Source organism: Halomonas sp. BLK-85 (genome assembly GCF_044792155.1).
Taxonomy (GTDB): Bacteria; Pseudomonadota; Gammaproteobacteria; order Pseudomonadales; family Halomonadaceae; genus Vreelandella.
Window position 1 is genome coordinate 2,430,244 of record NZ_CP087731.1, and the last position, 22,393, is coordinate 2,452,636.

23 protein-coding genes are annotated in these 22,393 nt (G+C 56.6%); 20 read left to right on the top strand and 3 right to left on the bottom strand.

Annotated features, from left to right (window positions below):
• Positions 1 to 32: 32 nt before the first annotated feature.
• From tgt to secF, 4 genes are all read left to right on the top strand, one after another.
• Entirely contained in the window at positions 33 to 1,151 is a 1,119-nt protein-coding gene (gene tgt, locus LL947_RS11035; protein WP_499833214.1) for a tRNA guanosine(34) transglycosylase Tgt, read from the top strand.
• A 75-nt stretch (positions 1,152 to 1,226) separates the two neighbouring features.
• On the top strand, positions 1,227 to 1,553 hold the full coding sequence (gene yajC / locus LL947_RS11040; protein WP_171702420.1) for a preprotein translocase subunit YajC: 327 nt from the start codon (positions 1,227 to 1,229) through the stop codon (positions 1,551 to 1,553).
• 133 nt (positions 1,554 to 1,686) lie between these two features.
• Positions 1,687 to 3,543 carry a protein translocase subunit SecD gene (secD, locus tag LL947_RS11045; protein WP_499834418.1) on the top strand — a complete coding sequence of 619 codons (1,857 nt, stop codon included), beginning with the start codon at positions 1,687 to 1,689 and terminating at the stop codon, positions 3,541 to 3,543.
• 34 nt (positions 3,544 to 3,577) lie between these two features.
• Positions 3,578 to 4,501 carry a protein translocase subunit SecF gene (gene secF / locus LL947_RS11050; protein WP_499833215.1) on the top strand — a complete coding sequence of 308 codons (924 nt, stop codon included), beginning with the start codon at positions 3,578 to 3,580 and terminating at the stop codon, positions 4,499 to 4,501.
• A 166-nt stretch (positions 4,502 to 4,667) separates the two neighbouring features.
• Here secF and LL947_RS11055 read toward each other — a convergent pair whose 3' ends face one another.
• On the bottom strand, positions 4,668 to 5,462 hold the full coding sequence (locus tag LL947_RS11055) for an inositol monophosphatase family protein (protein WP_499833216.1): 795 nt from the start codon (positions 5,460 to 5,462) through the stop codon (positions 4,668 to 4,670).
• A gap of 289 nt (positions 5,463 to 5,751) precedes the next feature.
• Between LL947_RS11055 and LL947_RS11060 the strand changes: the two genes are divergently transcribed.
• The 14 genes from LL947_RS11060 (at position 5,752) to der (ending at position 19,421) form a co-directional block, all read left to right on the top strand.
• Positions 5,752 to 6,525, top strand: a complete 774-nt coding sequence (locus LL947_RS11060) for an RNA methyltransferase (protein WP_499833217.1) — start codon at positions 5,752 to 5,754, stop codon at positions 6,523 to 6,525.
• 132 nt (positions 6,526 to 6,657) lie between these two features.
• Positions 6,658 to 7,560, top strand: coding sequence for a serine O-acetyltransferase (gene cysE, locus LL947_RS11065; RefSeq protein ID WP_499833218.1), 903 nt, complete (start codon positions 6,658 to 6,660; stop codon positions 7,558 to 7,560).
• A gap of 56 nt (positions 7,561 to 7,616) precedes the next feature.
• Positions 7,617 to 8,084: a Fe-S cluster assembly transcription factor gene (locus LL947_RS11070; protein WP_404413926.1), complete on the top strand. Its 468-nt coding sequence runs from the start codon at positions 7,617 to 7,619 to the stop codon at positions 8,082 to 8,084.
• A 28-nt stretch (positions 8,085 to 8,112) separates the two neighbouring features.
• Complete coding sequence (locus LL947_RS11075) at positions 8,113 to 9,270, top strand: aminotransferase class V-fold PLP-dependent enzyme (protein WP_499833219.1); 1,158 nt, start codon at positions 8,113 to 8,115, stop codon at positions 9,268 to 9,270.
• An 18-nt stretch (positions 9,271 to 9,288) separates the two neighbouring features.
• Positions 9,289 to 9,615, top strand: coding sequence for a HesB/IscA family protein (locus LL947_RS11080; protein WP_290822904.1), 327 nt, complete (start codon positions 9,289 to 9,291; stop codon positions 9,613 to 9,615).
• A gap of 151 nt (positions 9,616 to 9,766) precedes the next feature.
• A complete protein-coding gene (ndk, locus tag LL947_RS11085) occupies positions 9,767 to 10,192 on the top strand; it encodes a nucleoside-diphosphate kinase (RefSeq protein WP_404413930.1) in 426 nt (141 codons plus the stop codon).
• A gap of 86 nt (positions 10,193 to 10,278) precedes the next feature.
• Positions 10,279 to 11,466, top strand: a complete 1,188-nt coding sequence (rlmN, locus tag LL947_RS11090) for a dual-specificity RNA methyltransferase RlmN (RefSeq protein ID WP_499833221.1) — start codon at positions 10,279 to 10,281, stop codon at positions 11,464 to 11,466.
• Between the two features lie 113 nt (positions 11,467 to 11,579).
• Positions 11,580 to 12,317 (top strand): type IV pilus biogenesis/stability protein PilW, encoded by a 738-nt coding sequence (gene pilW, locus LL947_RS11095; protein ID WP_499833222.1) that lies wholly within the window; start codon positions 11,580 to 11,582, stop codon positions 12,315 to 12,317.
• Between the two features lie 49 nt (positions 12,318 to 12,366).
• Positions 12,367 to 13,506: a RodZ domain-containing protein gene (locus tag LL947_RS11100; RefSeq protein WP_499833223.1), complete on the top strand. Its 1,140-nt coding sequence runs from the start codon at positions 12,367 to 12,369 to the stop codon at positions 13,504 to 13,506.
• 8 nt (positions 13,507 to 13,514) lie between these two features.
• Positions 13,515 to 14,627: a flavodoxin-dependent (E)-4-hydroxy-3-methylbut-2-enyl-diphosphate synthase gene (ispG, locus tag LL947_RS11105; RefSeq protein ID WP_499833224.1), complete on the top strand. Its 1,113-nt coding sequence runs from the start codon at positions 13,515 to 13,517 to the stop codon at positions 14,625 to 14,627.
• A 158-nt stretch (positions 14,628 to 14,785) separates the two neighbouring features.
• Complete coding sequence (gene hisS, locus LL947_RS11110) at positions 14,786 to 16,087, top strand: histidine--tRNA ligase (protein ID WP_499833225.1); 1,302 nt, start codon at positions 14,786 to 14,788, stop codon at positions 16,085 to 16,087.
• A 63-nt stretch (positions 16,088 to 16,150) separates the two neighbouring features.
• Positions 16,151 to 16,828 carry a YfgM family protein gene (locus LL947_RS11115; RefSeq protein ID WP_499833226.1) on the top strand — a complete coding sequence of 226 codons (678 nt, stop codon included), beginning with the start codon at positions 16,151 to 16,153 and terminating at the stop codon, positions 16,826 to 16,828.
• Complete coding sequence (gene bamB / locus LL947_RS11120) at positions 16,825 to 18,021, top strand: outer membrane protein assembly factor BamB (protein WP_404413942.1); 1,197 nt, start codon at positions 16,825 to 16,827, stop codon at positions 18,019 to 18,021. The genes LL947_RS11115 and bamB overlap by 4 nt, the downstream gene beginning before the upstream one ends.
• Positions 18,018 to 19,421 carry a ribosome biogenesis GTPase Der gene (gene der / locus LL947_RS11125; RefSeq protein ID WP_499833227.1) on the top strand — a complete coding sequence of 468 codons (1,404 nt, stop codon included), beginning with the start codon at positions 18,018 to 18,020 and terminating at the stop codon, positions 19,419 to 19,421. Before bamB ends, der begins: the two co-directional genes overlap by 4 nt.
• Here the strand turns inward: der and LL947_RS11130 are convergent, their stop codons facing one another.
• Positions 19,422 to 20,291 (bottom strand): ATP-binding protein, encoded by an 870-nt coding sequence (locus LL947_RS11130; protein ID WP_290822886.1) that lies wholly within the window; start codon positions 20,289 to 20,291, stop codon positions 19,422 to 19,424.
• A 134-nt stretch (positions 20,292 to 20,425) separates the two neighbouring features.
• On the opposite strand from LL947_RS11130, the gene LL947_RS11135 reads away from it, so the two are divergent.
• Both LL947_RS11135 and LL947_RS11140 read left to right on the top strand, forming a co-directional pair.
• Positions 20,426 to 21,226 carry a M48 family metallopeptidase gene (locus LL947_RS11135; protein WP_290822885.1) on the top strand — a complete coding sequence of 267 codons (801 nt, stop codon included), beginning with the start codon at positions 20,426 to 20,428 and terminating at the stop codon, positions 21,224 to 21,226.
• Between the two features lie 33 nt (positions 21,227 to 21,259).
• A complete protein-coding gene (locus LL947_RS11140; RefSeq protein WP_290822883.1) occupies positions 21,260 to 21,517 on the top strand; it encodes a hypothetical protein in 258 nt (85 codons plus the stop codon).
• Between the two features lie 44 nt (positions 21,518 to 21,561).
• Here LL947_RS11140 and aroE read toward each other — a convergent pair whose 3' ends face one another.
• Positions 21,562 to 22,380, bottom strand: coding sequence for a shikimate dehydrogenase (aroE, locus tag LL947_RS11145; protein ID WP_290822881.1), 819 nt, complete (start codon positions 22,378 to 22,380; stop codon positions 21,562 to 21,564).
• Between the last annotated feature and the right edge of the window lie 13 nt (positions 22,381 to 22,393).

The following is a 22,393-nucleotide window of genomic DNA, read 5'->3' on the forward strand; positions in this document are numbered from 1 at the left end:
TGACGAGTTACCTGATGCGAAATGAATGCTTTATGCGCTTTGAGCGCCTCGCCCGCGACGGTCGTGCTCGTCGCGGCCGCCTCCACTTCCCGCGTGGCAGCGTAGAAACCCCCGCCTTTATGCCCGTGGGCACCTACGGTACCGTCAAAGGCATGACACCTGAATCAGTCAAACAGATTGGCGCAGAGATCATTCTCGGCAATACCTTTCACCTTTGGCTGCGCCCTGGCACTGATGTCATTGAAGCGCATGGTGACCTGCATGATTTTGCTCAGTGGGACAGGCCTATCCTGACCGACTCCGGTGGCTTTCAGGTGTTCTCGCTGGGTGAAATGCGCAAGATCACCGAGCAGGGCGTCCACTTTCGTTCGCCGGTCGATGGTGCCAAGGTCTTTATGGGGCCGGAAGAGTCCATGGCCGTGCAACGCTCACTGGGGTCGGATGTGGTGATGATTTTCGATGAATGCACCCCTTATCCGGCCACCTTTGAGGAAGCTGAAACGTCCATGCAACTGTCGCTGCGCTGGGCCAGGCGTTCGCGTGATGCCCATGGCGACTCGCCTTCGGCATTGTTCGGAATTATTCAGGGCGGCATGCACCCTGAACTGCGCGAGCGCTCCCTGAAAGGCCTGATGGACATCGGCTTTGATGGTCTGGCAATCGGTGGGCTGTCGGTCGGCGAACCCAAGGACGAAATGATCAAGGTGCTTGATTACCTGCCGGACTGGATGCCGGATGACAAACCCCGCTACCTGATGGGCGTCGGCAAGCCGGAAGACCTGGTAGAAGGCGTGCGGCGCGGGGTTGATATGTTTGACTGCGTGATGCCCACCCGCAATGCCCGCAACGGCCATCTGTTTACCCGTCATGGTACGGTCAAGATCCGCAACGCCAAGCATCGCTTTGCGACCGGGCCGCTTGAAGCGGGCTGCGATTGCCATACCTGCCAGCACTTTTCGCGTGGTTACCTGCATCATCTGGATCGCTGCAACGAAATGCTGGGTTCCATGCTCAATACCGTTCATAATTTGCGTTATTATCAGCGCGTCATGGCGGATTTGCGCGCGGCTATCGAAGCGGGTACATTGACGACCTTTGTGGAGCATTTTTACGCTGAACGCGGCTTACCAGTGCCCCCCAACCCGAATTAAGGTGCAGTGCGCGTGTGGCGTACTGTACCGGCACTTTCCTACTCACCGTGATTAATCAACTCAGGAGTTGCATTCATGCTGGATTTCTTTATCTCCCCAGCCCACGCTCAGGAAGCAGCCGCCGGCGGCGGTATTGCCCAGATCGTCATGCTGGTCGGCTTTGTGCTGATTTTCTATTTCCTGCTTTGGCGCCCCCAGGCAAAACGCGCCAAGCAGCATAAACAGCTGATCAACAGCATCGACAAAGGTGATGAGATCGTCATCGGCGGCGGTCTGGTGGGGCGTATCACCAAGGTGAGTGATGAGTTCGTTACCCTGGAAGTTTCTGAAGGCACCGAGGTCAATGTGCAAAAGAATGCCATTGCCGCCGTGTTGCCCAAGGGAACCATCAAGTCCATCTGATCTTCCCTTTGCCCCTGCCGGAAAGGTGCCAGCCACCCCGGCAGAGGTGAGAGGGTCACAAAGATGATGAACCATGCCGTGCGTTGCCCAGGTAATGCACGGCATTCCGTTTGACACTGAAGGCAGGGCTTGCATGCTCAACCGTTACCCCCTGTGGAAGTATCTTCTGATATTGGTCATTCTAGTGGCCGGCCTTATTTATTCGCTTCCCAACCTGTTTCCTGAAGATCCCGCCGTCCAGATCAGCACTCGCCAGGCTGACAGCACTCTTAATCAGGACGATATCGAACGCATTGAAGCCTCGCTTACCGACAACGATATCCGCGTAAAATCGACCGAAGCCAACGGTAACCAATGGCTGATCCGCCTGCGTAACAGCAGTGACCAGTTAGCCGCCCGCGACCTGGTCAGCGAGCAGCTCAGTGAAGATGCCACCGTCGCGCTTAATCTGGCAGAAGCTACCCCTGGCTGGCTGCGCGCTTTATCAGCTTCGCCTATGACGCTCGGGCTCGACCTGCGCGGTGGTGTCCACTTCCTGCTTGAAGTGGATATAGACGCAGCCGTCACCCAGCGCCTTGAAGTCAATGCCAGCGCCATGCGTGAGCTGCTGCGCGATGAACGCATTCGCTACCGGGATACCGAGATTGACGGTCGCACGCTTTCCCTGGCCTTTGTTAATGAGGAAGACCGCGCTGAAGCACGCACCTTGATCAGCCGAGAATTCCCTGACTTCGAATACGCCAGTGAAGGCGATGGACGCGGCGCTCGCCTGCTCATGACCATGAGCGAGCAAACCGTCACCGAGATCCAGGATTACGCCATCAACCAGAACCTGACAACCCTGCGCAACCGTGTCAATGAGCTGGGAGTTGCCGAGCCGTTGGTGCAGCGTCAAGGGCCCAACCAGATTGTGGTCGAGTTGCCCGGCGTTCAGGACACCACGGCTGCCAAGCGGATTGTCGGCGCCACCGCCAACCTGGAATTTCGTCTGGAGGCCCGCTCGGACACTCCTGACCGGGAAACCGAGGAACATACTTTCCGTAATGACCCCAGCCGCACGGCGACCCTGATGCGCGATGTCATCATTAGCGGCGACCGGGTATCCAGCGCCAATCATAGCTTTGATGAAAATGGCCGACCCCAGGTCAACATCGACCTGGATGGCACCGGCGGCACCCTGATGAATCGTGCTACGCGCACTAATATCGGACGCAACATGGCGGTGCTGTTCATAGAGCACAAAAGCGAAGAACGCACCGTCACTGACCCGGAGACCGGTGAAGAAACCACGGAGCGTGAGCCTTACGTTGAGCGCGGCCTGATCAGCCTGGCGACCATCCAGAGCGCGCTGGGCAACAATTTCCGGATTACCGGGCTTGACTCTGCCAATGAGGCGGCTGACCTGGCACTGCTGCTGCGTTCAGGCTCATTGGCAGCCCCCATTTACTTTGCCCAGGAACGCACGATTGGCCCAAGCCTTGGTCAGGAAAATATCGAGCGTGGCATCCTCTCCGTACAGATCGGGCTGCTGTTGGTGGTGCTGTTCATGCTGGTGCGTTACAAGATGTTTGGCGTATTTGCCAACGTGGCACTGGCACTCAACCTCACCCTGCTGGTGGCCGTCATGTCGATGCTGGGCGCCACCCTGACCCTGCCAGGCATTGCCGGTATCGTACTGACACTCGGCATGGCCGTGGATGCCAACGTGCTGATATTCGAACGTATACGTGAAGAGCTGCGTAATGGCTTATCGGTACAACAGGCAATCAACGCGGGTTATGAGCGCGCCTTCACGTCTATCGTGGATGCCAATATCACCACCCTGCTGGTCGCTATCATTCTGTTTTCCATCGGTACCGGGCCGGTCAAGGGCTTTGCCGTAACGCTGTCCATCGGCATTCTGACCTCACTGTTTACCGCGCTGCTGGTCACACGTGCCATGGTTAACCTGACCTACGGTGGCAAACCCGTTAAAAAGCTGTGGATTTAATCGCAGCGTTTGGCACAGATTTCAAGAGGTGATAATGAAACCCATCATGGATAGGCAGATCGACTTCATGGGACGCCGCAAACTGGCCTTTATTGTGTCAGCGGCAGCCCTGTTGATCTCGATCATTGCGATCTTTTTTCTACAGCTCAACCTGGGACTGGATTTTACCGGCGGCACCCTGATTGAAGTTCGTTACGCCGATGCGCCGTCGCTGGACGCCATTCGCCAACTGCTTGAAGAGCAGGGTTTCCGCGACGTTGCCGTACAGACCTTTGGTGCCTCGACCGAGGTACTGATTCGTCTGCAGCAGGCGTTCGACCCCGACGTGGGTGATCAGGTGGTCAGCTTACTGAGAGACAGCGGTACAGACGTGGATCTTGTACGCGCCGAATTTGTTGGCGCCCAGGTGGGCGATCAGCTGCGCGACCAGAGTGGCATGGGCATGCTCGTCGCCCTTGGCGTGGTGATGCTCTATGTGGCCTTTCGCTTTCAATACAAATTTGCGGTTGGCGCCCTGATGGCCCTCTTGCATGACGTAACGATCGTTATCGGCCTCTTTGCACTTTTCAACATCGAGTTCGACCTGACCGTTCTGGCCGCCATACTGGCGGTGATCGGCTATTCATTGAACGACACTATTGTGGTCTATGACCGCATACGTGAAGCCATTCGCACGTCGCAGATTGATGACATGCCGGCCATTTTCAATGAAGCAATCAACGCTACGCTTTCACGCACATTGGCCACCTCGGGTACCACCTTGCTGGTGTTGCTGGCGCTGCTGCTGTTGGGCGGCGACATGATCGAGAACTTTGCCCTGGCCCTGCTGATTGGCGTGGTGATTGGCACCTTCTCCTCCATCTACATTTCGGGTGCCTTGCTGCTGCCCCTGAAACTCAAGCGCGAAGACCTGATAACAGCGCGCAAGGAGACAGAAGAGGAAGAGGAATTGCCTTGAACAGGCTTGACCTGATGCCTGATGTCGAGTGAGACAAGCTATCAGGCGCTAAAAAAAACGCCCTGCGGAGTAAGACTCCTCAGGGCGTTTTTACGCGTGACAGGCTGGTGTGACAGGAACCTTTCCAGACAAGCCGCCAGCCTGTCAGACGGTTATCAGCCGCGTTTCAGAAATGTGGTGCCAACTGCTTGATCAATGCCTTGTAAAGGCGCGGGCCCGCTGCCATCAAGGCACCTTCGGCACTGATTGACGGCTTACCATCAGGCGCACCGATTAATGCACCGGTCTCTTTGAGAAACAGGGTTCCAACCTGCATATCCTGTTCTTCAATACCCAGCACAAAGGCGCTATCAACGCGACCAGTGGCCACTTCACAGATGTCCAGCAAGCCAGTGCCTGTGGCCATCAGGGTTTCCAGCTGCGGCGCCAGCTGCTGGGTAAGCGTCAGGTAAGCAGGTAAATGACGCGCTCGTAGCCAGCTTTCAGGAAGACTCATTGCACTGCGTGTTCCAGCCACCGCCGTGGGCTTGCTGACCCGCATCCGCTTGCCGTTGTATTGGGCACCGCGGCCTCGGCTGGCGATATATTCGTCATCAGCAAAGGGGGCGAGGATGACCGCATGTTCCGGGCGGTTTTTCACCAGACACACCACCGATAGCGCAAAACCTTTACCCGCTACTGCCAGGTTGGAGAACCCGTGCATGGGCTCGATTTTCCAGACGACATCGGCCCCTTCATCCACGCCGGCCCTATGGTCAGTATAGCGGCCTACCACGCCATGCTGCGGATAACCACGCTCAAGTTGCTGAACAATAGTGGCTTCTGCTTTGCGTGCAGCTTCTTCAAGCAAACGCTCAAGGTTGGCTTCATCGTGAGCATTTTCGATGCGCTCACGGATACGTAAAAATTGCTCGACAGCGCTACGCGCAGCACGCAGGGTAAACTGAACCATTGGATTCATGAGAGGGCCTTTATGCGAACTTCCAGCCTCTCCTTGAAAACGGGATTCAAGGAGAGCTCTAAAGAACAGAAATGTTAAAGAACGAATATTCTCAACGGCGGCAAGCTCTGCCGTTGCGTGCACGCATTCTAACAGAGCCCCCTTCAGCCCGCCATGCGCTTTATAGCATCGGCCGTCATTCGTGCTAGAATTTTACCTGGCCTATCATTTTCTTGAGTCATAACCGCTAGCCCCGTTTATCAGCTCATCAACGCCATCTCCTTCACCTGTTCCTAACGCGGATCCCACTATGCTTGATCGTCTGCGCATTGTTCTTATCGGTACCAGCCATCCTGGCAATATCGGCGCCGTTGCCCGCGCCATGCACAATATGGGATTGAGCGACCTCGCTCTGGTCGCGCCGCGCTGCGAGGTAATTCACCAGGAGAGCATTTCACGTGCCTCTGGTGCTGACCATCTGCTGCACAGTGCTGCCCGGCATGCAACGCTCGAAGACGCCGTGGCTGACTGCACCCTCACCGTGGGTGCCAGCGCCCGCTCGCGCACCCTGCCCTGGCCAATGGTGTCTCCACGGGAACTGGCAGAACGCCTGCCCTCGGAATGCCAACCGCCTGCTTCGCGCGTCGCTCTGGTGTTCGGACGTGAAGACAGCGGACTGACCAACGCCGAACTACAGCGCTGCAATGCCCATATACACATCCCTACCAACGCTGATTTCAGCTCACTCAACCTTGCCGCTGCCGTGCAGGTGGTTGCCTACGAGTGCCGTCTCGCCTGGCTTTCAACACACACTGCGACTGAACCCTCAACATTGCATGAGGATACGCTGGCCTCTCACGCTGACCTGGAACGCTACTTTGAGCACCTGGAACGCACCCTTGTCGCCATCGAGTTTCATGACCCGGCAAAACCGCGCCAGCTGATGGCACGATTACGCAGGCTCTACCTGCGCGCAAGGCCAGAACAGATAGAACTCAATATACTGCGCGGAATATTGACCGCCACCGAAAAGCAGACGGCCAGGCGACTGGTCACCCAGGACACATCGTCGACGCATGATTGAGCTGGCTTGAATCGCGCTATGTCTGCCCTCACCATGAAGATTCGAGTTATTCTAAACTCCTTCTTAACGACTGACATCGCGCTGCTTGACCTGGCCGATGACATGTATCGATAACCACGATAGGACTACCGCATGTTTGAACGCCTGCGTGAAGATATCAACAGTGTGTTTGACCGCGACCCGGCGGCGCGTAATTTCATGGAGGTGCTTACCAATTATCCGGGCCTGCATGCCCTGCTGCTGCATCGGCTGAACCACTGGCTGTGGAAAAAGAAGGCCAAATGGCTGGCGAGAACACTTTCTACGTTTTCCCGCTGGCTGACCGGTGTCGAGATTCACCCTGGCGCCACTATTGGGCGGCGTTTTTTTATTGACCATGGCATGGGCGTGGTGATTGGAGAAACAGCGGTCATCGGTAATGACGTCACGCTTTACCACGGGGTGACCCTGGGCGGAACCAGCTGGAATAAAGGGAAACGCCACCCTACCCTTGAAAATGGCGTGATTGTGGGTGCTGGCGCCAAGATTCTGGGCCCCTTCACCGTCCGGGCAGGCGCCAAGATTGGTTCTAACGCCGTCGTTACCAAGGAAGTACCGGCAGGCGCAACCGTCGTCGGCATTCCCGGCAAGATCGTCAAGCGCGCCGACCCTGATGTAGAAGAGGAACTTGATATCGACCCTGCACGGCGGGAAGCTATTCACGCGAAATTCGGCTTTGATGCCTATGGCGTCAGCCAAGACATGCCCGACCCGGTGGCGCGCTCCATGCAGGCCATGCTTGATCATATGCATGCGGTGGATGAGCGGATCGAGCGGATGTGCTCAACGCTTTCGAAGCTGGACGCCAGCTATCGTGGAAGTCAATTGCCAGAACTGCGCGATGAAGACTTCGCTGACGTGCTTGAAGAAGCCGATAGCGGCTGTCCGCCACAGTCGACTCAGGACAAGCCAGCGCATCACATTAGCGATACTGACATCCATGATACAGAAGGCAAGGCTACTGGCACCCATACGACGCCCACAAGTAAAGGTTGACCAAAGCAGTCGGGCTTTCCCATAATGGCATCACTATTGTTATCCAAGGTGTCGCCATGCGATTAACGACCAAAGGCCGCTATGCGGTGACCGCCATGCTTGACCTGGCGATCAACGCGGGCATCAGCCCCACCAGCCTGGGCGATATTTCGCAACGTCAGGGGATTTCGTTGTCATACCTTGAGCAACTGTTTGCCCGTTTGAGGCGTGCAGGCCTGGTCAAGAGCGTCCGCGGCCCTGGCGGTGGTTATCTGCTGGCACAACCGGCCAGTGAGATCAGTGTTTCCCTGGTGATTGATGCAGTCGATGAAACCGTTGATGCCACTCGCTGCCAGGGGCTCTCTGATTGCCAACAAGGTGACACCTGCCTGACCCATCACCTGTGGTGTGAGCTGTCCGGTCAGATTCGCCAGTTTCTTGATGACGTCACGCTGGAACAGCTGTTGCAGCGCAATGACGTTCAACAGGTGGCGTCTCGCCAACAGGCTCGGCTGGATGCCGGTATTTTTGCCTCAACGCCATAATCACAGCGCGCCCATCACAGAGTGTTTCATGTCTTCCACGACTAACCGCCCCATTTATCTTGATTACGCGGCCACTACTCCAGTGGACGAGCGCGTGGCAGCCGTGATGCAACGCTATCTGACGGTTGATCAGCTGTTTGCCAATCCGGCCTCGCGCAGTCATATGTCCGGCTGGCAGGCGGAGCAGGCGGTGGAGCATGCGCGGCGCCAGGTGGCTGATACCATCAACGCCGACCCGAGAGAAATTGTCTGGACCAGCGGGGCAACAGAAGCCGATAACCTGGCCATTACCGGTTTCATGCGAGCCAATCGGGAACGTGGGCGCCATTTGGTCACTTCCATCATCGAACATAAAGCCGTAGTGGACACCGCCAAGGCACTGGAGCGCGAAGGCGTAGAAGTGACCTGGCTCAGGCCGGGCAATGATGGCTGCATAACGCCTACACAACTGCAGGAGGCCATGCGCGATGATACCGCTCTGGTCTCCTTGATGGCGGTCAATAACGAGCTTGGCAGCATCAATGATATCAAGGCGCTTGCTGACGTTGCCCATCAGTCCGGTGCCGCCTTTCATACCGATGCCGCTCAGGCCATTGGCCGCATCGAGCTGGATGTCGTTGCCCAGTCAGTAGACCTGATGTCACTTTCCGGGCACAAGGCCTATGGCCCCAAGGGTGTGGGTGCCCTGTATGTCAAACGGGATCCCTCATGGCGTATCGACGCCTTGATTCACGGCGGTGGGCATGAACGCGGCATGCGCTCCGGCACCTTACCGACGCATCAGGTTGCCGCCATGGGAGAAGCTTTTGCGATCGCGCAGCAACAGAGTGGAGAAGAGCAGCAGCGCATCGCCCTCCTCAGGCAGACGTTTTTTGACGGCCTGGAACAGATTGGTGGCGTCTTTCTGAATTCACCCGTTGACAATGCGGTACCCAATATTATCAACGTTGCGTTTGACGGCGTCGAAGCAGAACCCTTGCTGATGGCGCTACGCGATATTGCGGTATCCACCGGCTCTGCCTGTAACTCAGCCAGCGTGGATCCGTCCTATGTCCTGACGGGGATAGGCATTCCGCGCAGACTGGCATTGGCATCTCTGCGTTTCAGCCTCGGGCGTTACACCACCCAGGACGACATTGCGCATACCCTGCGCGTGTTGAACCACGCTGTCGAAGGCTTACGCTAATATTTTCAGGAGATCATCATGGCATCATTAACCATCACACCCGCCGCAGCCGAACAGATCCACCACGTTCTTGATGAACGCGGCAAAGGGCTGGGGCTTAAAGTGTCCGTCAAGCCCAGTGGTTGCTCGGGCTTTAGCTATGTCCTCGATTTTGCAGATGAAGCGGATGCTGCAGATGTCAGCTTCGAGGCCCATGGCGCCAGAGTATTTGTCGACCGTGAAGCGCTGGAGATGCTCGATGGCAGCGAGGTCGACTTCGTTAACGAAGGACTCAACCGCTATTTCCGCTTCAACAACCCGAATATCAAGGATGAATGCGGCTGCGGTGAAAGCTTTACTGTTTAGATCGCCAACACCCTTCGCCCGTATTCATTACCGGCGGGAAACGCTATAATCGCCTCGCGCAGCTCGGGGGTACTGGCTGCCAATCATTTCTACATGCCGCTCTGGTCATCCAGGGCGGTGATTTCTGTTATAGCCTTTTCAGGAGATCCACATGGCGACTGAACGCACGCTTTCTATTATAAAGCCCGACGCCGTAGCCAAGAACGCCATTGGCGATATCATTGCCCGCTTTGAAAAAGCTGGCCTCAAGGTAGTGGCTGCCAAAATGCTGCACCTTTCTGAAGAAAAAGCCGGCGGTTTCTATGCCGAACACAAAGAGCGCCCTTTCTTCAAGGATCTGGTTGGCTTCATGACGTCTGGTCCAGTCGTGGTTCAGGTACTTGAAGGTGATGATGCAATTAGTAAAAATCGCGAACTGATGGGTGCCACCAACCCGAAAGAAGCCGCTCCCGGCACCATTCGCGCTGACTTTGCGGAAACGATTGATGCTAACGCTGTCCATGGCTCTGATTCACCGGAAAGCGCCGAGCGTGAAATTACCTATTTCTTCGGCAACGACGAAATCTGCCCGCGCTAAGCAGGCAGAAAGCGCCGTCCCAACGCCTGTTGCCGGCCATTTTCGCGGGGGCCCAGCCCCCGCCTCTTCTCTGAACGCTGACCATCATGACCACCACTGCTGCCCAATCTGATCCTGCTGTATCGTCACACATGCCAGAGCAAACGCCGACGGCTGAATCCACCCCACAACGCCAGAACCTGCTGGGGATGTCCCGCGAGCAGATGGAAGCTTTCTTCCTGGCCATTGGCGAAAAGAAATTTCGCGCCAGCCAGATGATGAAATGGATCCATCATGAAGGCTGTGACGACTTTGCAGCGATGACCAACCTTTCCAAGCCACTGCGCGAAAAGCTGGCCCGGGTAGCTGAGGTTCGCGGCCCAGGGGTGGTTTATGAGGGCGCTTCCAACGATGGCACGCGCAAATGGGTGCTGGAAGTGGAAGATGGCAGCTATGTCGAAACCGTGCTGATTCCTGCGGATAATGGCAAGCGTAGAACCCTGTGCGTTTCTTCTCAGGTCGGTTGCTCCCTGGACTGCAGCTTCTGCTCCACAGGCAAACAGGGCTTTCAGCGCAATCTGACTGCTGCTGAAATCATTGGCCAGGTATGGGTGGCGCAAAGAAGTGTCGGCCCACGCCGGGATTCAGGCAACCGCCCGGTAACCAATGTGGTAATGATGGGCATGGGCGAGCCGCTGCTCAACTATGACAACGTAGTGCCCGCCATGAAGCTGATGCTTGATGATAATGGCTATGGGCTGTCAAAACGCAGGGTTACCTTGTCCACATCCGGGGTAGTGCCGATGATCGACAAACTGGGCGATGACATTGACGTTAGCCTGGCGATCTCCCTGCATGCGGCCAACGATGCGCTGCGCACAGAACTGGTTCCTCTCAACCGCAAATATAATATCCGGTGCTTGATTGACGCCTGCCATCGCTATCTGTCCAAGTGTGCTGATAACCGCCTCATCACGATTGAGTATACCCTCATCAAGGACGTCAATGATCAGCAGCAACATGCCGAAGAGTTGGCGACACTGCTTGATGAACTGCCTTGCAAGATCAACCTGATTCCGTTTAATCCATTTCCTCATTCAGGTTATGAAAAACCCTCACGCAATCAGTGTATGCGTTTTCAACAATGGCTTTACGACCTGAAGCATACGGCTACCATTCGCACCACCCGCGGTGACGATATCGATGCCGCCTGCGGCCAGCTGGTCGGCCAGGTCAAAGATCGCACCAAACGTCATGCCCGTTATATTCAGTCAATCCAGATCGATGCCGATTAGGCTGGCAATAATAGCCTCTGGCATACGGCTTCATCAGGCAGAGACTTGACTTACGCTTTACTCAGCGCTTTGATGGATACATTTTGACGGCTCACCCTGCACTGAGGATAACGATGATCAATCCACGCAGATGTCATCTCCCCCCTTCCGGGGCACTGCTGACGGCGCTATTGATCACGCTGTGGTTATCCGGCTGTGCGGTAAATAACGATATGACGGCCCAGCAGCGTCCTGAGGCCGCAGACGCCTACACCGAGCTGGGCGTGGCCTACCTTGAACGTGACAACCTGCGCCGCGCGCTGGACGCCTTGAACCGCGCGCTGGAAATTGCGCCCGAGCATGCCGAAGCACTTCAGGCACAGGCGTTGGTGTATCAACGTCAGGGGGAAATGGTGCTTGCCAGAGAGCACTTCCAGAAAGCCCTTCAGAATGCGCCGGAATTTACACAGGCACGCAATAATTTTGCTGCCTTTCTGTATGAACAGGGGGATTACGAGGCGGCTTGCGAGCAGCTTGAAACGGCTTCTCAGGACGCCAACTACCCCCGCCGTTCGCGGCTTTTTACCAATTTAGGACAATGCTATATTGCGCAGGATCAGATTGACCTGGCGCGCAAGGCGTTACAGCGCGCTCAGCAGATAGACCCGCGCTATTCGCGCAGTTATTACCTTTTAGCAGAACTAGAGTTTTCACAGGGCAATGAATCACCGGCCTGGCAGTCCATACAGACCTATTTACAGTTGGCGACGCCAGACCGCGAGGCACTGCAGATGGCCATTGATATCGCCTACAGTCATGGTGAAGACAGCATAGCAGACGACTACCGGCGTCAGCTCGACCAAATCGAATAATGTTGCCATAAGCCCTGTTCACCGCTTATTTATTGAAGGATGCTCATCTATGAGCGAGACACACACATCAGAACAATATAACCAGACGTCCACGGCTTCTCCCGGTGAGCAACTCAAGCATCAACGGGAACAACTCAATCTTTCTGTCGAAGAGGCGGCCGAAGCGCTGCATTTGCGCCCTGCTGTCATCAAAGGGCTTGAGCACGACAATTACGATGAAATTCCGGTGCCGACCTACCGTCGTGGTTACCTCCGCGCTTACGCCAAGTATTTGAATATCGATGAGACGCGGGTACTTGATGCCTACAAGGCACGCCATGGCAGCCAGGAAACAGTGGAACGCAAGGTCACACCCGTATCAGTCAAGAAACCCCCTTCACGCCTTGGTGATGTGCTTTTCAAACTGGTCACTCTGGCGGTTATTCTCGGTCTGATTGCCGTTACCGTGATGTGGTGGCAAAGCCGAGGTGGAAGCAGTCCCCCGGGACTGGAAGGCACGTCTCAACTCAGCGCTGAAGACGAAAGCACTGTCGCCAGCAATTCGGATGCACTGGAGGCGGATAGCAGCACTTCTACAACTACGACGACTGATGCAGATCAGCAATCAGAAAATGCCAGCTCTGCCGGGGATGAACCCGATGCCTCGCTGAATGATTCAATGCCTTCAACGCTGGCTGATGAGCCTGCTGAAGACACGGCTAATGTTGCATCGCCCCTGCAAGACACTGAAGCTGAACAGGTCAGTGCGGATGCTGACACGGCCATGCAGGACGCTGACCTGCCCGCCAACAATGAGCAGAATGATGTCCAGGTGGATGCAGGACAGGCAGGCGACGAACGGCTTGACGAGGAGGCCCTGGGGGACATTGAGACCCCGGCTAGCACCCCGCAAACGTCCGATACAGACGCAACAGACGCAACAGACGATAACACCACCGATAACGTTGGCAACCGCCTTGAACTCACCTTCAACCAGCAGTCCTGGACCGAGATCTTTGATGCCAATGACCAACGTGTTTTTGTGGGTCTTCAGGAACCTGGCACGTCAGCAACCGTTGAAGGAGAGCCCCCCTATCGGCTGACAATCGGTAACTCCACTGGCGTTGAATTGCGCTACCAGGGTGAGGCCGTCGATCTTGGCGAGCGCGCCGGTGCCAACAACGTTGCCCGCTTTACATTAGGAGAGTAGATCACCGTATGCATGCCCCATCCCCGATCAAACGTCGTCACTCACGCCAGATTCATGTCGGTCAAGTCGCCGTCGGTGGAGATGCGCCTATCTCTGTGCAGAGCATGACCAACACTGACACACTGGATGTCGCTGCCACTGTCGCCCAGATTCGCCAACTGGAAACCGCCGGCGCAGATATTGTGCGGGTCTCGGTGCCTGATATGGATGCTGCCGAAGCCTTTGGCAAGATCAAGCGAGAAGTTCAGTTACCCTTGGTGGCCGACATTCATTTTGATTACAAGATTGCCCTGCGCGTGGCTGAGCTTGGTGTAGATTGCTTGCGCATCAACCCCGGCAATATTGGCCGTGAAGAGCGTGTCCGCGCGGTCGTCAGTGCCGCTCGCGACAACGGCATCCCGATTCGCATCGGGGTGAATGCCGGGTCCCTGGAAAAAGATCTGCAAAAGAAATACGGCGAACCGACACCCGCGGCGCTGGTTGAATCAGCCATGCGGCATATCGATCACCTTGACCGCCTTGATTTCCAGGAATTCAAGGTCAGCGTCAAGGCCTCGGATGTGTTCATGGCCGTAGCGGCTTATCGAGATCTGGCCAGCCGCATCGAACAACCCCTGCATCTGGGTATAACCGAAGCGGGTGGACTACGCTCAGGTACGGTCAAGTCCTCAATTGGCCTGGGCATGCTGCTGATGGATGGGATCGGTGACACTATCCGTGTTTCCCTGGCAGCAGACCCGGTAGAAGAAATCAAAGTCGGCTTTGATATGCTGAAAAGTCTCAAGCTGCGTTCCAAAGGGATCAACTTTATTGCCTGCCCAAGCTGCTCGCGTCAGAACTTTGATGTCATTGACACCATGAACCAGCTGGAGGAACGACTGGAAGACATCATGACACCCCTTGATGTGTCGGTGATTGGCTGCGTGGTCAATGGTCCGGGAGAAGCCAAGGAAACCGATATTGGCCTGACCGGTGGGTCACCCGCCAACCTTGTCTACGTTGACGGCAAACCTGCTACCAAGCTGCGTAACGATCATCTGGTTGATGACCTTGAGCGCCTGATTCGCGATAAAGTGCATGAAAAAGAACAGCGCGAACAGGATACGATTGCCCGAGGTTGACAGCGGCGCCCACGCAACATTGTCATCCCCCTCGCGACAGGTTGCCTGTTGGCCACTTGCCGCCCTTCAACAGTGTCTGACAGTTTTTATCCGGCTATCAGAACACAATGGAATTAACTGAACCGTCTTTGCAGATAAAGACAACCAAGGAGTCATCATTGAGCCAGCCTGCTGCCAAGTCTGCCAAGAAAATCCAAGCCATCCGGGGCATGAACGATCTGCTGCCCGGAGACAGCCCTCGCTGGCAGTTCTTCGAAAGCAAGGTTCGCCAGCTAATGGCGCGTTACGGTTTCGACGAGATCCGCACACCGATTGTGGAGCAGACAGCCTTGTTCGCTCGCTCGATTGGCGAGGTCACCGATATCGTCGAAAAGGAAATGTACACCTTTGAAGATAGAAATGGCGACAGCCTGACCCTGCGTCCCGAAGGCACTGCCAGCTGTGTCCGAGCGGCCATGGAACACGGCCTGCTGCACAACCAGACACAGCGGCTGTGGTACCAGGGGCCGATGTTTCGCCATGAACGGCCACAAAAAGGACGCTACCGCCAGTTCCACCAGGTCGGCGTGGAAGCCTATGGCTTTGAAGGCCCGGATATCGATGCCGAAGTGGTTTTACTGTCAGCACGCCTTTGGCAGGAGCTTGGCCTTACCCAGCACGTGACCCTGGAGCTTAACTCATTGGGTTCAGCCGAGGCCCGTGCGGCTTATCGTGAGACATTGGTAAGCTACTTTGACCAGCATCGTGAGATTCTGGATGAAGACTCCCTGCGACGCCTTTCCAGCAACCCACTGCGAATTCTCGATTCCAAGAACCCTGCCATGGCCGAGATGCTGGAAAACGCACCGCGTCTGATCGATCACCTGGATCAAGCGTCCCGGGAGCACTTTGAACAACTCAAGGCCATGCTTGATGCAGCGGGCATTCACTACGTGATTAACCCTCGGCTGGTGCGTGGCCTGGATTACTACTGCCGCACAGTCTTTGAGTGGACAACAGACGCCCTGGGCAGTCAGGGTACGGTCTGTGCGGGTGGCCGCTATGATGGCCTGGTGGAGCAGCTTGGCGGCAGACCCACCCCGGCCGTCGGGTTTGCGATGGGCATCGAACGTCTGATCCTGTTGCTGGATACCTTGCACCTGGTGCCTGAAGAAGCATTAGGCGGCTGCGATATCTACCTGCTCCCCATGGATGACGCCGCGACATTCAACGCTCTCACCCTCGCCGAGCAGTTACGCAGTCACTTGCCTGAACTACGTTTGCAACTGCATTGCGGCGGCGGCAGCTTCAAGAGCCGCATGAAGAAAGCGGATAAAAGCGGCGCAAGGATTGCCTTGCTGATTGGCGAGGAAGAACGCCAGACAGAGACTGTTACGCTCAAATTCCTGCGCGAAGAACGTGCCCAGCAACGTCACCCTCAGTCAGTGCTGAAGGAACTGTTGCACGACCTGATTGCCTGATACACCGATTTCCTGACCCATGCGCCCAAACGCCATGACATATGACAGATAAGGAGGCCGCCCATGGCGGAGCTGAGAACAGAAGAAGAGCAGCTGGAAGCCATCAAACGCTGGTGGAAAGACAATGGGACCTCGCTCATTGCCGGCGTTGCCATTGCAGCGGCGGGCGTGTTTGGCTGGAATGCCTGGCAAAACTACCAGGACAATCGCGCTGAAGCCGCGTCAGTTCGCTACCAGGAACTGGTCAACCTGACCACCACCAACGCCAACGCCAACGCCAACGCCAACGATGAGGCTATGCTGGACCAGGCCCGTGAACTGGCCACGGAAATCACCGACGAGTATGACGGCACGCTATACGCCGAGCTTGCCCAGTTGCTTGACGCCCGTCTGGCGGTTCAACAGCAGGATCTTGAGGGTGCTTCCCGCGCCCTTGAGCAGGTGATTGAAGACTCGTCGCGTCTTTACGTACAGAGCCTTGCACGCCTGCGTCTGGCGCGCCTGGCGATTGCCGGTGACGAACCACAGGAGGCGCTTGATTTACTGGAGCAACCTATAGTTGACGCTCTGGCCGCACAGCGTGACGACCTGCGTGGCGATGCTCATTTTGCGCTCGACCAACACGAAGATGCCAGAAATGCCTGGCAAAATGCCTTGACACTGGCACAGGAACAGAGTCAACCGCTTTACGGCGTACAGCTTAAACTGGATGACCTCGGCACCAAGGAGACTGCGCTATGACCGCCCCCTCATGTCAACTCCAAGGCTCTTCACGCTCACGTTTACCGCGCGTGCTGCGTCTGGCGCTGGGCGCCAGTATCGTGGCTCTGTTGAGCGGTTGTGCCAGTAACAGCGCGCCTGTCTATACGCCCAAGGAATTGCAGGCATTTGACGCCAGCGCTGAACTGGAAGAACGCTGGAGCACCCGCGTAGGCAATGGCCTCGGCCGAGCCCGTTACCCGATAGCCCCTGCCCGTGACGGCAACCGTCTGTTTGCTGCTGACGCAAAAGGGGTGGTTGCCGCCTACAGTGCAGACAGCGGCGAGCGCCAGTGGGAAGTGGATCTGGATACCGCCATTTCCAGCGCATTGAATGCGATTGCCGGTGAGCTTTACCTGGGCACTCGCAACGGCGAAGTGCTGGCACTCGACCAGGAAGACGGTAGCGTCCAGTGGCGTTCACAGGCTTCCAGTGAAGTGCTTGCGGCACCCCAGGCCAATCAGCAAATGTTGGTTGTACAGAGTACTGACGGGCGCATTACAGCATTGAACCGATCCAACGGCGATCAGTTATGGACCCATAGCAGTCAACTCCCTGCCTTGACTCTGCGGGGCACGGGTACGCCCCAGACCATTGAACCAGTGACCTTTGTAGGCTTTTCCAACGGCCGTCTGGCCACCCTGGACAACCGCAATGGCCAGCCTCTCTGGGAGCAGCAGATTGCAACACCCAGCGGTCGTAGCGATGTCGAACGCCTGGTTGATCTTGCCGGCCAGCCGGTCATCACCCCGGATGGCCGGCTATTCGTGACCAGTTACAACGATCAGGTGGTTGCTCTCGAAGCGCTGCGCGGCGACGTCATTTGGTCACGTTCGTTGTCCAGTCGCCATACCCCTGTACTCGTAGGCGACCTGCTGTTTATCGCTACCGACGACAGTCATGTGGTTGCCCTGACCGCTGACAACGGCCAGGAAGTCTGGCGTAACACCGACCTCGAAGGCCGTTGGATAACCGCTCCTGCATTTGCCGATGGCCATCTGGTGTTCGGTGATTATGAAGGTTACCTTCATCTTATTGATGCCCGCGACGGCGAACTGGCCGCACGCCAGGAAATCGATGATGCTGGCATCAGCGTCCGCCCGGTCACCGATGGCAGCACTATTCATGTCCAAGCCGACAATGGTCGCCTGGAAACTCTGGAAGTCACTCAATGACACCTGTGATTGCCCTGGTTGGCCGCCCAAATGTGGGCAAGTCAACCTTGTTTAACCGCCTGACCCGCTCTCGCGATGCGCTGGTCGCTGATTTTCCTGGCCTGACACGTGACCGCAAATATGGCAACGGCATGCTGGGTGGCAAGGCCTACACGGTCATTGACACCGGTGGTATCAGTGGTGACGAGGAAGGCATCGATGCCGCCATGGCCGAACAGTCGCTGGCGGCCATTGATGAAGCTGACATCGTCATGTTTCTGGTGGATGCCCGCGCCGGACTCAACGTGGCGGACGAGGCCATCGCCAACCACCTGCGCGTCAACCAGAAAAAAACCTGGTTAGTGGTCAACAAGACCGATGGCCTGGAAGAACATTCCGCCATGGCCGATTTCTGGTCTCTGGGGCTTGGCGACCCCTGGCCGATTGCCGCTGCCCATGGCCGTAATGTTTCCACTCTGATGGATCTGGTACTGGCGCCCTTTACGGAGCGCGATGACAGCATCCCTGCTGATACTGGCACCAAGGGCATCCGCATTGGCGTTATTGGACGTCCCAATGTCGGCAAATCCACTCTGGTCAATCGCCTGCTGGGAGAAGATCGCGTTGTCGTCTTTGATGAAGCCGGCACCACTCGGGATGCGATCGAGATACCTTTCGAGCGCCGTGGCAAGCCCTATGTACTGGTGGATACCGCAGGGGTCAGGCGGCGCAAGAATGTCAGCGAGATTGCGGAAAAGTTCTCCATCATCAAAACCCTGGAAGCCATCAAGGAATGCCATGTAGCCATCATGGTACTGGATGCGCGCAACGGCCTGGTTGAACAGGACCTGCACCTGCTTGACTATGTTTTGACCACAGGACGTGCCCTGGTACTGGCCGTCAACAAGTGGGATGGCCTGGAGCAGGATGCCCGGGAAAAAATCCGCACCGACATCAAGCGCCGCCTTGGCTTTGCCGACTATGCCGAATTGCACTTTATTTCAGCGCTGCACGGGACCGCTGTGGGCGATCTTTACCCTTCCATCGAGCGTGCCTTCAACGCCGCCAATGCCCATTGGTCCACCAACCGGCTGACAACCCTGCTCCAGGATGCCGTCAGCCAGCACCCGCCGCCGATGATTAACGGGCGGCGGATCAAGCTACGCATGGCCCATCAGGGCGGCAGCAACCCGCCGATCATAGTGGTGCACGGCAACCAGACGGAATCACTGCCGGAATCCTACCGTCGATTTCTGATCAATACCTTCCGCAAGGTGCTCAAGGTACGCGGTACCCCCATGCGTTTCGAGTTTCGTTCGGGGAACAACCCCTATGACCATATGGCAGGCGCCAGCGACAAGGAAAAAGCCAAAAAGCGCGAACTCAATCGCACCAAGGAAGCGCGACAGAAACGTCGCTGATCATGCATCCGAATGCAGCCGTTTGCGACCCACCCACTGGGTTGCAAACTGCCAGGCTGCTCGCCCGCTGCGGCCACCCCGCAAGGTGGCAAAACGCACCGCTTCCGCCCGCGCCTCTGCGTTCCAGTCGCTGGCCTTGCCCAATTGAGACACCCAGTGGCAACAGGCTTCCAGATAAGTATCCTGATTGAAGGGATGAAAGCCCAGCCACAGTCCAAAGCGGTCTGACAGGGAAATCTTTTCCTCCACCGCATCACCATGGTGCAACTCTTCCCCGACCAATCGCGACCCCGCGTTGTCATCCATTGTTTCAGGCATCAGGTGGCGACGATTGGATGTGGCATAAAGCAGCACATTGTCGGGTGGGCCGGTCAAGGCTCCATCAAGCACGCTTTTCAGTGCCTTATAGGCATCGTCATGGCCTTCAAAGGAAAGATCATCGCAGTAAACGATGAAACGTTGCGGTAAATGGCGCAGCTCTTCGACCAGCATCGGCAGACTGCTCAAGTCATGGCGATCAACCTGAATCATGCGCAGCCCCTCGGCAGCCAAGGAGTTGAGCAAGGCGCGCATCAGTGACGACTTGCCACTCCCCCGCGAGCCCCACAGCAGCGTATGATTGGCAGGAAATCCCTGCAGGAATGCCTGGGTATTATCCACCAACGCCAGTTTCTGGCGCTCAATGCCCAGTAGGTCATCCAGGTCGAGCGCATCTCTCGGCGGCACGGGTACCAGACGGCCACCCAATGGATGAGGTTGCCACAAGGCCGCCACATGCGTGTTCCAGTCAACCTGCTCCGGCACTGGCGGCAACCAATGCTCAACCCTGTCCAATAACAGCGCCAGGCGGCGCACTAACTCAGCATCCATGGAGCCTCCTTTTGTTAATTGTTCACCTATCAACTCACCTCCGATGATACCCATTGCGTTCTGGTACCAGGAAGCTGACAATTCACCCAGAATTTCAGCAAGTGTGACCCTGTTTGAACTACAAGGAAATGTTTATGCGCTGGCGCTTGATATTCATATTGGCTGTCTGTGTGTCCCTGACTGCCTGTTCTACATCGCCCACTGGCCGCTCTCAACTGTTGCTGTTGTCCGAAGATCAGCTCAATCAGATGGGGCAGCAGGCCTTCACCCAGTACCAGTCTGACCTGCCCGCCGCCAACGCCGCCAGTCAGCGTTATGTACAGTGCATCACTCGCGCGATAGTGGCAGAGCTGCCGGCCGAACAGCAGCAGATGGATTGGCAGTCCAAGGTGTTCGAATCCGAACAGCCCAACGCCTTTGCATTGCCAGGGGGGTATATGGGTGTCAACAGCGGCATGCTGGAGGTAGCGCGCACCCAGGATCAGCTCGCGTCGGTGGTCGGTCACGAAATTGCCCACGTTCTGGCACGCCATGCAAACGAGCGAGCGTCAACCAAGAGCGCGACACAGGTGGGGCTGTCGATTCTGTCCAGCACTTCTGGCATGCAGACACCGGGCGGCCAGCAACTGATGGGCGTACTGGGAATGGGTGCCGAATACGGCATTATCCTGCCTTTCTCGCGCAAGCATGAAAGTGAGGCAGATATCATCGGGCTGGAGCTGATGGCCAACGCCGGGTTTGACCCCCGCGCCAGTATTACCCTGTGGGAAAACATGCAGCAGGCCTCTGGCGGTGGTCAGCCACCGGCCTGGATGTCGACCCACCCAAGCCATGGCCAGCGCGTGGATGAGCTGGATGCCAACATGCAAAATGCCCTGGCTCTCTATGAGCAGGCTCGGCAGCAAGGCCGCACACCCAATTGCCCACGCCCCTGATCGGGGCTTAACCATACTGATAACGGGAGCGCCATGATTCGTCTCGGCTTGTTACTTCTGATACTGCCATTGTTTGTGTTGATGGGTGTCTATTTCTGGGAGCTCAATGACGTGCGTGCCTGCCAACTGGACGGCGGCCACTGGAACTACCTGACGGAAACCTGTCGTCAATCGCCTCAGCCCTTTGTGCCCTGGGTGGATCGCGCACCCTTACTGGTCAATGGCGGTATGCTGCTGTCAGTACTCGGGCTGGTACTGTGCATGATTGGATTCTATCAAAAGCGGCGCTAGGCCGCTTTTGGGTTGATAGCTCATTGACCGCCTCGCACAGGCAATCAATAATTAAGCGATTGGCGCAACGCTTCCCTGACGGAGGCAGTTTCGGGGCGCACATTGCGCCACAGGAAAAAGGATTCTGCTGCCTGCTCGACCAGCATCCCCAGGCCATCCAGCAACCTGGCACCACGCGGGCCTGCCCACAACAGAAAGGCTGTCGGGTCAGCGCCATACATCATGTCATAGGCCCAGGCGCCTTTGGCAAACAGATTCTCAGGTAGCGGTGGCACTTCCCCTGCGATACTGGCGCTGGTACCGTTAATGACCAGATCAAACTGCCCGCTGATCGCCTCAAAACCACCGCCTTCAATCTTACCCAGATCCGTAAAGTCACTGGCCAGTGCAGTAGCTTTCTCGGCCGTGCGATTGGCGATCACTACTTCACTGGGTGAAGCCGCCAGCAAGGGCTCAAGAACACCGCGCACAGCCCCGCCTGCCCCGACGACCAGTATCCGCTTGCCTGCCAGCGTCAGGCGATGATAGGCAAGATCCCGCACCAGACCGATGCCGTCGGTGGTGTCACCATAAAGGCGCCCGTTACCGCCTAGAATCAGGGTATTGACGGCCTTGGCCCGCTGCGCTCGATGGCTTAGCGTATCGCAGAGCGCAAAGGCATCCTCCTTGAAAGGCAGGGTGACATTGGCACCCCGCCCACCTTCAGCCACAAAGGCCTCCCAGGCCTCGACAAAGCCATCCAGCGGCGCTTCAATAGCGGTGTAATCCAGTTTCTCGCCGGTATCATGGGCAAATTCCGCATGAATCATCGGTGATTTTGAATGACTCACCGGGTGACCGAATACGGCATAACGATCCGTCATCACAAGACTCCTG